An 11,349-nucleotide genomic window follows, 5' to 3' on the forward strand; every position below is an offset into this window, starting at 1 on the left:
TTTCCCTCCCAGACCGCCGCGCCCAGTGCATCGCGGCGCCGAGGCCGACCAGGCCTCTTGCGCTGACCGACTCGCCGTCCCGCGGCAAGGGTTTGTCATGTCCCGTACCTAGCGGCAGGGTGGGTACCCCCGTGGCGGTTCGGACGGTGCGGGGGCTCCGGGGCGTCACCGGGCGGCCCGGTCACTAGGAGGGAATTCCGTGCCGGTTTCTCACGGTCATCCGCGCACGCCCACGCGTGCCCCTGCCCGCAGCCGGGCCCGCCGACGTCTGTTATCCGCCGTACTCGCCCTCTTCCTGGGTCTGTTGGGTGCCCTTGTCGCGCCCGCCGCCGCGACCGCCGACCCCGGCGATCCGAATCCTCACATGATCGACTGGACCGTCGTCGACACCTTCCGGGGCACGGCGGGCAACGACATCCCGTTGCGTGAAGGGCAGACCGACTGCAAGAGCCCCGAGTGCAACCCGCCCGTGGACGGCTTCGGCAGGCGTCACATCCTGGAGCACGGTGTGGTGCCCGACCACGAGGACATCCAGGAGACCGTCGGCACCGAGGGCTTCTGTGTTCCCGCCCCGGACAACCGGGTGATCTGCACCAACACGGACGCCAGCCTCGTCGTCGTGTACGTCACGCACAACGACCCGCGCTCGGGCGACGGCAGGCCGTTCGGGATCATCACCGCCTACTACTTCCTGCCCTGCTTCCAGGCCGCCGACTGCCCCGGCCCCGAGCAGCCCCACAAGGTGGACACCGCCCTCACCTACGCCGGCGACGGCAGCGCGGTGAACGGATCACCGGTGCGCCTGTCGGCGAAGCTCACCAACGACCTCGGGACGCCGGTCAACGGCCGTGCCGTGCGGTTCGCCCTCGGTACCGGGACCACGCAGCAGACCTGCACCGGCACCACCGCATCGGGTACGGCGAGCTGCACCATCGGCTCGGTCGACCAGCCGCAGGGAACGTCGAACGCGGTGCCCGTCACCGTCACCTTCGGCGGCGACGACGACTACAACCCGTCCAGCACGTCCGCCGAGCTGAGCCTGACCTCACCGACCAAGCTCGACTACACCGGCGTACGACACGTCGCCAACGGAACTCCGGCCCAACTGGCCGCCAAGCTCACCGACTTCCGCGGAGGCCCGGTACCCGGTCGCAATGTGCGCTTCGCCCTCGGCAGCGGGGACCACGAGCAGACGTGCACCGGAACGACGAGCGACACCGGGGTCGCCACCTGCACCGTCGCGTCGGTGGACCAGCCGCTGACCGACTCCGCCACCGTCCCGCTGCGCGCGTCCTTCGCCGGTGACGCCGGCTACCTCGCCTCCGACACCTCCGCACAGCTGAAGCTCCAGTACGCGACGGGCCGCGCCTACGGCATCTCGGCGCACGTCGGCCTCATCGGCGTACCGCTGCTGCACATCGATCCGCAACCCGACACCGGCACCATCCGCACCGCCGACGCCACCGCGACCGACACCCCGTGCTCGGCCGAGTACACCTCACCCCTGCTGTCCGTACAGAAGCTGTGCCCCAAGGTCATCACGACGCTCGCCCCCGGCAAGGTCACGGCCACCTCGACCGTCGCACAGGCCCGCATCGGACTGCCCGGTGTGCCCCTCATCGAGGTGTCCGGGCTCACCGCGGCCTCCAGCAGCCAGTGCGGCAAAGCCACCGGACACACCACGCTCACCCTGAAGATCGCGGGAGTTCCGGTTACCGTGTCCGGTGATCCGAACACGGAGATCCCGCTCCTCGGAGGTGGCCGCCTCATCGTGAACGAACAACTGCCCGCGACAGGCGCCGACGCCGGCCTCAAGGTCAACGGCATCCACCTCGTCCTTCCCGCCGGCGGCGGCGAGGTCGTCCTGGCCTCGACGGACAGCGCCATGCACAACTGCGGTGACTGACGACCCCGCCGGCTGGGGCGGGCCGCAGGAATACACGGACGCGTTCCTGCGGTCCGCCCGCCAGGCTGTCCAGGATCTCTGCGCACGACGGGGCGGCGAACTGGAGTCACTCACCTGCGAAGTCGTGCCCGGCGCTCCGGGCGATGTGGTCGTCGCCGCCACGACCGTGGTCCTCTTCCGCGGTCGCCGCTGCGTCTTCCGCCGAGGAATCTGGCCACCGAGCCACCCCGCCACCACCCGAGCCGCCATCTACGCCTCCGTCCTGGAAGAGCGCCTGATGACCCGCGTGGGCCCACCTCTTGGCGAAGACGCGTCGCCCATCGACCTCTGAGGCGCACTGACGCGCGTCTGCTCGACACGCAGTTCCTCCTCCTGGACCGGTCGAGCACGGCGACCGGCAAGCACGAGTCCAGGTTCCGGCTGGTCAAAAGCAGGGCTTCTCAAGCCCTATGAGAGGCGCGGTGATCCTTGGGCGCTCACCGAAGCGGGCTGGGCCGCTCACCGAGCCCTTCTGTCCGGCCCTGGGCGCTCCGCTTAAAGAGCGCCTCGCACCGCGGTGCCGCACGTCGATGCTTATCCCAGCCATCCGGCGATGGCGTGGGCCAGCGCCTCGCCCCCTTGCTGCACCGCGGTTCCCGCTACCAGGGCCGGCAGCGCCTGTACGACTCCGCGCAGGGCCCCCACTGCCTGCGCATCCGACGCCCTCAGCGAGGTGTCGATGGAGTCGGTCATGGCCCGCAGTATCTGAGCGTTGGCCAAGCCCGCCTCGTTCCGGTCGACCTCGGTCCGGAATTGCGTCAGGAAGTCACGCACGGTTTCGAGGTTCACGGGGGCGCCTGTGACGGACGCGGACTGGTGCACATGCGAGATGTTCTGCCCCACCACGTTCTGCAACGGGGCGATGTTGCTGCCGCCAATGCTGATGCCTGAGCCGTGACCGGGTCCCGGGTCGGGTTCTGGCTCGCTGCGGCGTCGTCCTACGACCATCAGCTTCCTCCTGCCTGAGCTTTGTTGTCCTGGCCGACATGGGTGATGCCGCTGCCGGCAACGTTCTGGATGGGTGCGTTGTTGTCGCCGTAGACCTGGATATTGGTGATGACAGCAGCCACCTGACGCTCGTACGGGGCGGTATCGACCCCCATCTCTTCGAGGAACTCGGAGACCGTCCGGAAGATGCAGGCTTGCATCAGAACGACGTGACGCTTGGCGTCATCGCTCTGATGCATATCGATGACTTCCTCGGTGGAGTACCGATCACGAAGGCTGACCGGGTCCTTTTCCTCGGCACGGCCGTCGTCCGTCGGCTCACCGAGCCCGAGCCGCGTCACGAGCCGCCAGAGCGTGAGCGGCGCCTCGACGGCGTCCAACAGGGCCTGCACCACCGCCCAGCCGAGCAAGCGCATCCCACGCTTGGCGACGGGTGCATCGGTCACCTTCAGCTCGTTGTAGAGAGGCGTCATCACGTGGGGTCGCAGTGTCAGCCGCAGTTCGCCGGCCTCCAGTGCCGCGTGCACGAACACCGTGACCACGACATGGCCGTCCCAGCTGACGCACTGCGCGCGCAGGTACAGCCGGTCCGGAACGCCGGACGGGGAGCGGCGGCCTCGACCACGCAGATCAGGCAGTTCCAGCTTCACCGCGCGGGTACGACGCAGCCACAACTCGGACGGCAGTCCGATAACGTCCGTGACGGAGAATCCGGGCAACGGATCGGTGATCTCTCGCGCGCCGCGTCCCAGTTCCCCGAGGGCATCGCCCACCCGCCGCAGCAGTTCCGCTTCGCCGAACTGTCTGACCGACTGCTCCGGGTCCTTGGGCTTGAGCGGAATGCCGATGTCCGCCACGCCCCAGACGTCCCGCCCGGCCCCGACGAAACGCTCCGGATGGTCGTAGGGCAGCTCCTGGCGCGTCTGCCCATCGCCGATGTGCACCATTCTGCGTCCAGCCCTTGGCCCGACCCACGGCAAACGGTCGTCCGCTACACCGTCCTGAACGATCCTGGACAACACCGCCCGCGCGGCGAGCCGGTCGCCGAAGCAGACCCACGCGGCTCCGATCAACATTGCGAACGGTAGAAAAAGCAGACCGAGCCGCAGACCGACCACTTCGCCGTGAACCGGTTTGTACGGCACCACCGCGAGCAGCCAGGGCACACACAGCACGAGATACGCCATCCGGGGCGACGGCGCGAGCCGGGACTTCTTGCTCTTGCGTGACGCCCGCAGAGCCGCCCACCGCATCAGGAGAGCCAACAGGACGATCGCACCCCACACGGCTGCCGCTCTGGGGACCACGTACGCCAGTGCGACGGCCAGAAGTGAAATCATCACCCGACGCAGCCGACGTCGCCGCCGCGCGCGGAGACTGTGCCCGACGACGGGCACCAGATCGAAGCCGTACGACGGGACGGGCAACGACGGCCCGTGCAGGACGTGGTCCACAACCCACTGCGCCATGGGCTCGCCCAGGGGCGGACAGTCGTCGCTGCCCTCCAAATAGATGCGTCGGCGGGTGCTGCGTCGGGGCTTTTTCGGGTCCTGGCCCTTGCCTCTGATCCTGCGCCACCACGCCTGGACGGCCTTGACCCGGTCGGGGCGAGCATGGACGGCCTGGCACAGCAGCTTGGTCACCTCCGAGGAGGTGGGGCGCACGTCGCCAGGTGGTCCGTCGCCGGAGGCAGGAGCCTTGGCCTGAATCGGCACCGCCGGCCCGTCAGCCGTCTCCCCCGCAGCGCGTTCCCGGACACGCAGCCCCCGACCCAACGCCATGCCCACCCCCCGTTCACCGGTACGGCGGGCATCCTCACGGTGATCGTCCGAAACCACCAGATCACAAACCCGACATTGATCCTGAACAGCCTGGGTACAGCGAGGTTTGACCGAATACCGCTCCCCCGGCCGGGTTCGTCCCAGCACGCGTTCGGCGCCGGGACGCCGTCCACATGAGCAGGCCTCCGGTGGACGCCCCCTTTGTACGATGTGGCGCTCCCCCGTGGGGGGAGTGTCCGGGCATCAGGAGGCGGCGTGTGAAAGAAGGGCAGGCGGGGGTGGGGCGGCGGCGTAGTGGGGTGTTGGAGGCTCGGGTGCTTGCCGTCTTGCACGAGGCCGGGGGGCCCGTGACCGCGGGGTGGGTGCAGGAGCGGCTGGCCGCCGACCTCGCTTACACCACCGTCGTGACCGTGCTGGCGCGGCTGCTGGCCAAGAACGCCGTGACGCGTCGGCGTGAGGGGCGGGCGTTCGTGTGGATGCCCGCCGCCGATCCGGCCGGGCTCGCCGCGCTGCGGATGCGCAAGGTGCTGGACGGGGAGCAGGACCGCCGGGCCGTGCTTGCCAGTTTCGTCACCGGGCTGCCGGAGGGCGACGAGCAGTTGTTGCGTGAGCTGCTGGAGCGGGCCGAGGGCGAGGAAGAAGAAGAAGAAGAAGGGGACTGAGGCCGGTGGGGGTGTTCGTTTTTCTTCCCCTGGTGCTGCCGCTCAGCGCCTGGCCCGTCGCCCGGCTGGCCGAGCAGCGGCTGCATCCCCGTACCGCCACGGTTCTGCTCACCGGTGTCTCCACGGTCATGGCGTTGTGCAGCACCCTGTGTCTGGCGCTGCTGATGGTGGTCGGTACCGCGCAGCTGCCCGGCAATCCGCTGCCGGACGGCTGGTCGGATCCGGAAGTGCGGGAGAGCGTTCCGCATCACCAGGTCGCCGGGAAGGCCGCGATCCCGGCGCTGCTCGTGGTCGTCGTCGCCTGCGGCCGTCTGCTGCTGCGCCACTGTCTGGTGCGATGGCGGGCCCACCGGGCGCTGGCCGGGCTGCCGGTCCGTGAGGTCGCGGTGCTGCCCGACCGCCTGCCGTACGCCTACGCCCTGCCGGGCGGCCCGCGCGACCGGGTCGTGGTGTCCACGGCGCTGCTCGGCTGCCTCGCCCCGCGCGAGCGCCGCGCCCTGTTCGCCCACGAGCGCGCCCACCTCGCCGCCCGGCACCACCGCCACCTGCTGCTCGTACGGCTCGCCGCCCGCGCCAACCCGTTCCTGCTGCCCCTGCGGACGGCCGTGACCTACACGGCGGAGCGCTGGGCGGACGAGGACGCCGCCCACGCCGTCGGCAGCCGTACGGCCGTGGCCCGCGCGATCGGCAAGGCGGCCCTCGTGTCCAGACACGACCCCGCGCCGACGCTCGCCGCGTTCGCCGCGCCCGGTCCGCTTCCCCGCCGGGTCGCCGCCCTGCTCCGGCCCGCCCCCGCCGTGCGGGCCTGGCCGTCCCTCTTCACCGCCGTCGGGCTCGCCCTGTGGACGGCGGCGACCGGGGCCGTGCTGTCCGCTCTGTTCTCCGCCGACTCGGCGGTCACCCTGCTGTTCCTGCTGCGGGCGGCCACACCGCTCTGATCCCGGTCAGGGCACCGGGCGCTTCGGCAGCTGCTCGCCCATGAGCGCCTCCTCGACACGGCCCAACAGGAAGGGCACCACACCCCGCTCCAGCAGGGCCAGCTCCCAGGCCTCGCGTGCCTCCCGCGTCTCCCGCTCGCTCCTCGCGTCGGCCGGCCCGGCCTCGGCCTCCCCGCGCGGTGCCGTCGCCCAGGCCCAGACCAGGTCGGCCGCCGCCGCTCCCACGGCCAGCGCGCCCACCAGCAGACCCGCCGTGACGAAGCCGCCCCCGATGTAGGGACGGCCGTCGAACACGCGCAGGCCGTACCCGGTCGCCAGCAGGCCGGCCGCCACCACGGCGCACACGCCGGGCAGGAGCACGGCCGGCGGCGGCAGGGCGCGGCCGTCCCGCGCCGGGCCGGCCGGTCCCGTCGGCGTGCACCGGGCCCCGACGTACTCCTGGTACTCGGCGTACTGCCGGTACTCGACGGCCGCCGCCGCGGTGATGGCCGTACGCGCGCCCACCGCCCGGATGCGCAGCTGCTCGCGGTCGAGCACGCCGTTGGCGCGGTCGAGGGCGTCCCGTACCTGCCGGGAGTCCAGGGCCTGGTCGAGCACCCGCTCGAACACGGCGGCGATCTCCGGCACCGACGGTCCACCACACGTCATGCGTCCCCCGATGAAGGTGAGGCTCCCTCCATGGAGAGGAGGACTGGCGAGTGTAATGGGTCCCCGATCGCGGGAGCGCCCGTGACTCACGCGGGGGCGGAGCCCCGGGCCGTCGCGGAGGAGGCGGAGTCCCGGGCCACCGAAACCGTCGTGTGACGCACCCCACGCCGCCATACCGATGAGCCGCCCCGCGAGCAGCGGGTCTCCCCTCTCGACAGACGGACGCACCCGGCACGCGAGCGCGTCGACCACCGCCGGACAAGGAGCCAGCCGCCATGACCCAGGCCGTCAAGGGACCCGCGAGCTACTTCCCGTCGATCGAGAAGAAGTACGGCCGTCCGATCGCCGAGTGGCAGGACGTCATCCGGGCGGCGCTGCCCGCCAAGCACGGGGAACTCGTGCACCTGCTCAAGACGGAGCACGGGCTCGGGCATGGGCACGCCAATGCTCTCGTCGCCCATACGCTCGCGGAGGCCGGGAAGCCGTAGGCCGTCGCACCCCTCGGCACCGGTCCGTCCCCTCGTGCGGACCGGTGCCGAGCGGTGCGTACGGATCGATCCGGACCGTGTCGGCGGTCGGCGCGGATCGAGGCTCGGCGGATCTGGGATCCTGCCAGAGCGAGCCCGCGGCCAGGAGACCTTGCCCTCCATCCGGCAGCGTCCGCGCAGGTCAGCCGTATAAGGTGAGTTTTCCGGTCCGGAAGCAGACGCGGGGGAAGTAAGGGGTGGGACACCTTGAGTTCCGACTCAGGGGCACGCACGGCCTTCGCGGAACGGCTCGCGCTGCTGTACGGCGAGGCCGGCAATCCGCCGCTCAAGCGCGTGGCCGAGGCGGTCGTCCGGATGCAGCGGGTCGACGAGCGGGGGCGGCCCGTCCGGGTGTCCGCGCAGCGGATCAGCGACTGGCGGCGGGCCAGGAACGTACCCGCGCAGTTCGCCGCGCTCGCCGCGGTGCTCCAGGTGCTGATTCCGCAGGCCCGCCGGCTCCAGCCCACCCCCGTGAGCCCGGGCCTGTACGACCTCGCCGAGTGGCAGCGGCTGTGGGAGAGCGCGGTCGCCGGCGGCACGGGTGCCGAGAGTCCGGTGCACTCCGGGCAGGACCCGCCGCAGTCCGAGGACGGCGCGTCCGTGCCCGGCGGGGTGTGCCCCTACAAGGGACTCGCCTCCTACCGCCAGCAGGACGCCCGCTGGTTCTTCGGCCGGCAGCGCAGCACGGAGAGTCTGGTGGAGCTGTTGCGCACGGCGCAGCGCACCGGCGGTCTGGCCATGCTGGTGGGCGCCTCCGGCGCGGGCAAGTCCTCCCTGCTCAACGCCGGCCTGGTGCCCGCCCTGAGAGAGGGGATACTCGGCGACGGCCCCGAGCGGACCGTGGTGCAGCTGGTCCCCGGCGCCGACCCCCTCGGCGAGCTGCTCCGCCGTATACCGGGACTGGCCGGCGAGTCCGGCGGCAGCGGGCCAGCCGAGCCGGCCGGGGAATCCCAGGGCCCCGGAACGGCCGGCACGGCCGGACCGGCCACGCAATCCCACGCCCCCGGACCGACCGGGGAGCCCGACGGCCCTGAACCGACCGGGGAGTCCGACAATCCCGGACCGGCCGGACCGGCCCGCACGGCCAGGCAATCCGACGCCCCCGGTCCAGCCGCGAACACCCCCGAACCGACCGCGCCCTCCCCCCACCCCCACCCCACCCCCCTCTCCGACAACCCCCGCGCCCTGCGCGACGCCCTCGCCGTCTGTGCCCGCTCCGGCGCGCGGCCCGTCGTCATCGTGGACCAGTTCGAGGAGACGTTCACCCTCTGCGCCGACGAGTCCGAGCGGCGCGCGTTCATCGAGCTGCTGCACGCCGCCTGTTCCGGTGAGGATCCCCCCGCCCTCGTCGTACTCGGCATCCGCGCCGACTTCTACGAGCACTGTCTCGCCCACCCCGAGCTCGCCGACGCGCTCCAGCACCGGCACATGGTGCTCGGCCCGCTGACCACGGCCGAGCTGCGCGAGGCGGTGACCGGGCCGGCCAAGTCGGTCGGCCTGGAGCTGGAGGCGGGGCTCGCCGAGCTGATCGTGCGGGAGGTCAGCGCGGACGGCCCGCGCGGCGCGCACGACGCCGGTGTGCTGCCGCTGCTGTCGCATGCCCTGCTGGCCACCTGGCAGCGGCGCAAGGCCGGCCGGCTGACGGTGGCCGGGTACCGGGCGGCCGGCGGCATCCAGGGCGCGGTGGCGGCGACCGCCGAGCGGGCCTGGGCCGGTCTGGACCCGGCGGCGCGCACGGCCGCGCGGCTGCTCCTGCTGCGGCTGGTCCGGCTGGGCGAGGACACGCAGGCCACCCGGCGGCGCGGCACGCGGCGTCAGCTGGCCGCGGAGGCCGCCGATCCGGACAAGACGCACGAGTCGCTGGAGGCGCTGGTCCAGGCCCGGCTGGTGACGCTGGACGCGGACACCGTGGAGATCACCCACGAGGCGCTGCTGCACGCCTGGCCGCGGCTGCGGGACTGGATCGACGAGGACCGCGCCGGGAACCTGCTGCGCCAGCGCCTTGAGGAGGACGGCCGGGCCTGGGAGGCCTCCCACCGCGACTCCTCGCTGCTGTACCGCGGCTCGCGGCTGGAGCAGGCCCGCGCCTGGGCGCAGGAGGCTGGGGACACCCTGCTCACGCGGGGCGCGGTGGAGTTCCTGGCCGCCTCGGTACGGCTGCGCCGGCGCAGCCTGTGGATCAGCCGGGCGGCGGTGTCGGCGCTGGTGGCGCTGGCGGTGGTGGCGGCCGGTGCGGCGGTGGTCGCCTGGCAGCAGCGGGACGACGCCGTGTTCGAGCAAGTGGTCGCCGAGGCCGACCGGGTGCAGGACTCCGATCCGTCGCTGTCGGCGCAGATCGACCTGGTGGCGCACCGGCTGCGGCCGGGTGACGAGAGCACCCGCAACCGTCTGGTGTCGATCGTGAACGCGCCGCTGGCGACCCCGCTCGCCGGGCACACCGGCGCCGTGTACCTGACGTCGTTCAGCCCCGACGGGCGGCTGCTGGCGAGCGCCGGCTACGACCGCACCGTACGGCTGTGGGACGTGGCCGACCCCCGGCGTCCCAAGCCGCTGGGCGGGCCGCTGACCGGGCACGCCAGCTGGGTGAGCAGCGCGGTGTTCAGCCCGGACGGGCGCATCCTGGCCAGTGCCTCGGACGACGGCACCATCCGGCTGTGGGACGTACGGGACCCGCGCCGGCCGCGTCCCCTCGGCCTGCCGCTGAGCGGGCACGCGGGCACGATCTACCTGCTGGCGTTCAGCCCCGACGGGCGCGCGCTGGCCTCCGCCGACGAGGACCACACCGTACGGCTGTGGGACCTGTCCGACCCGGCGCGGGCCAAGCCGCTCGGGGAGCCGCTGGCCGGGCACGGGGCCGCCGTGCGCAGTGTGGCGTTCAGCCCCGACGGGCGCGTGCTCGCGGCCGGCGGTGACGACGCGGCGATCCGGCTGTGGGACCTGTCCGACCGGCTGCGGCCGCGGCAGCTGCCGGTGACGCTGACCGGGCACCGGGCCACCGTGCACTCCGTGGCGTTCAGCCCCGACGGGCGGACCCTGGCCAGCGGCAGCGCGGACAACACGGTCCAGCTGTGGGACGTGGCCGACCCGCGGCGGCCGCGGCGGCTCGGCGGTCCGCTGTCCGGGCACGCCGGCCCGATCTGGTCGGTGGCGTTCAATCCGCAGGGCACCCTGCTCGCGGCCGGCAGCGCGGACTCCACGGCGAGCCTGTGGAACGTGACCGATCCGGCGTACCCCTCCCAGGTCGGCGAGCCGCTGGCGGGCGGCAGCGGAGAGATGTACACCGTGGGCTTCAGCCGCGACGGGCGGACCCTGGCCACGGGCAACGGGGACGGCCAGGTGCGGCTGTGGTCGGTGCCGACGTCGGACATGGCCGGGCACGGCGGGGCCTTCCGCCCGGACGGGCGGGTACTGGCGACGGCCGCCGCCAATGGTCTGGTGCGGCTGTGGGACGTCACCGCGCCGGGCCGGCCGGCCCGCCTCGGAAAACCGTTTCCCCCAGGGGACGGCCATATCCGCCGGATGGTGTTCTCACCCGACGGCCGCGTCCTCGCCGTGCTGATGGCCGACCCCGAGGTGCGGCTGTGGGACGTCTCCGACCCGGCCCGGCCCGTCCCCCTCGCGGCTCCGCTGAAGCTGCGCATCCGTTACGCCGGCGGTGACGCGCTGGCGTTCACCCCGGACGGGCGCACCCTGGCGACCGCCTACGACGACCGCACGATCCAGCTGTGGAACGTCGCCGTACCGTCCCGTCCCCGCCCCCTCGGCACACCGCTCACCGGGCACCAGGGGTACGTCAACTCGCTCGCCTTCAGCCCGGACGGGCGCACCCTGGCCAGCGGCAGCGCGGACGCCACGGTCCGGCTGTGGGACGTCACCGACCCCGCGCACACCGTGCCGCGC

General features: G+C 72.6%; 9 protein-coding genes. 6 read left to right on the forward strand and 3 right to left on the reverse strand.

Annotation, left to right across the window (positions count from 1 at the left end):
• Positions 1–364 precede the first annotated feature (364 nt).
• Positions 365–1,906 carry a choice-of-anchor P family protein gene (locus C3489_RS09290; RefSeq protein WP_103781277.1) on the forward strand — a complete coding sequence of 514 codons (1,542 nt, stop codon included), beginning with the start codon at positions 365–367 and terminating at the stop codon, positions 1,904–1,906.
• The gene (locus tag C3489_RS09295; protein ID WP_103781278.1) at positions 1,899–2,237 is read left to right on the forward strand and encodes a hypothetical protein; all 339 of its coding nucleotides are present in this window, start codon (positions 1,899–1,901) and stop codon (positions 2,235–2,237) included. The genes C3489_RS09290 and C3489_RS09295 overlap by 8 nt, the downstream gene beginning before the upstream one ends.
• A 242-nt stretch (positions 2,238–2,479) precedes the next feature.
• Here the strand turns inward: C3489_RS09295 and C3489_RS09300 are convergent, their stop codons facing one another.
• On the reverse strand, positions 2,480–2,893 hold the full coding sequence (locus C3489_RS09300) for a hypothetical protein (RefSeq protein WP_103781279.1): 414 nt from the start codon (positions 2,891–2,893) through the stop codon (positions 2,480–2,482).
• A complete protein-coding gene (locus tag C3489_RS39235) occupies positions 2,893–4,536 on the reverse strand; it encodes a hypothetical protein (RefSeq protein ID WP_258054617.1) in 1,644 nt (547 codons plus the stop codon). The genes C3489_RS09300 and C3489_RS39235 overlap by 1 nt, the downstream gene beginning before the upstream one ends.
• A 311-nt stretch (positions 4,537–4,847) precedes the next feature.
• On the opposite strand from C3489_RS39235, the gene C3489_RS09310 reads away from it, so the two are divergent.
• Complete coding sequence (locus C3489_RS09310) at positions 4,848–5,336, forward strand: BlaI/MecI/CopY family transcriptional regulator (protein WP_103781280.1); 489 nt, start codon at positions 4,848–4,850, stop codon at positions 5,334–5,336.
• Positions 5,337–5,341: 5 nt separating this feature from the next.
• Positions 5,342–6,274, forward strand: coding sequence for a M56 family metallopeptidase (locus C3489_RS09315; RefSeq protein ID WP_103781281.1), 933 nt, complete (start codon positions 5,342–5,344; stop codon positions 6,272–6,274).
• Between the two features lie 6 nt (positions 6,275–6,280).
• Here C3489_RS09315 and C3489_RS09320 read toward each other — a convergent pair whose 3' ends face one another.
• On the reverse strand, positions 6,281–6,922 hold the full coding sequence (locus C3489_RS09320; RefSeq protein ID WP_146075296.1) for a hypothetical protein: 642 nt from the start codon (positions 6,920–6,922) through the stop codon (positions 6,281–6,283).
• 275 nt (positions 6,923–7,197) lie between these two features.
• Here C3489_RS09320 and C3489_RS09325 point away from each other — a divergent pair, with 275 nt between their 5' ends.
• Both C3489_RS09325 and C3489_RS09330 read left to right on the forward strand, forming a co-directional pair.
• The gene (locus tag C3489_RS09325) at positions 7,198–7,410 is read left to right on the forward strand and encodes a DUF4287 domain-containing protein (protein WP_103781283.1); all 213 of its coding nucleotides are present in this window, start codon (positions 7,198–7,200) and stop codon (positions 7,408–7,410) included.
• Between the two features lie 246 nt (positions 7,411–7,656).
• Positions 7,657–11,349, forward strand: a 3,693-nt coding sequence (locus C3489_RS09330) for an AAA family ATPase (RefSeq protein ID WP_103781284.1), incomplete at its 3' end; no start/stop codon positions are given.

This window comes from Streptomyces sp. Ru71 (assembly GCF_002920535.1).
Classification (GTDB): domain Bacteria; phylum Actinomycetota; class Actinomycetes; order Streptomycetales; family Streptomycetaceae; genus Streptomyces.

Coding starts and splice junctions, on each gene's coding strand:
- C3489_RS09290 (WP_103781277.1), top strand. CDS start 365: ATGATCGACTGGACCGTCGTCGACACCTTCCGGGGCACGGCGGGCAAC.
- C3489_RS09300 (WP_103781279.1), bottom strand. CDS start 2,893: ATGGTCGTAGGACGACGCCGCAGCGAGCCAGAACCCGACCCGGGACCC.
- C3489_RS09310 (WP_103781280.1), top strand. CDS start 4,848: ATGAGCAGGCCTCCGGTGGACGCCCCCTTTGTACGATGTGGCGCTCCC.
- C3489_RS09320 (WP_146075296.1), bottom strand. CDS start 6,922: ATGACGTGTGGTGGACCGTCGGTGCCGGAGATCGCCGCCGTGTTCGAG.
- C3489_RS09325 (WP_103781283.1), top strand. CDS start 7,198: ATGACCCAGGCCGTCAAGGGACCCGCGAGCTACTTCCCGTCGATCGAG.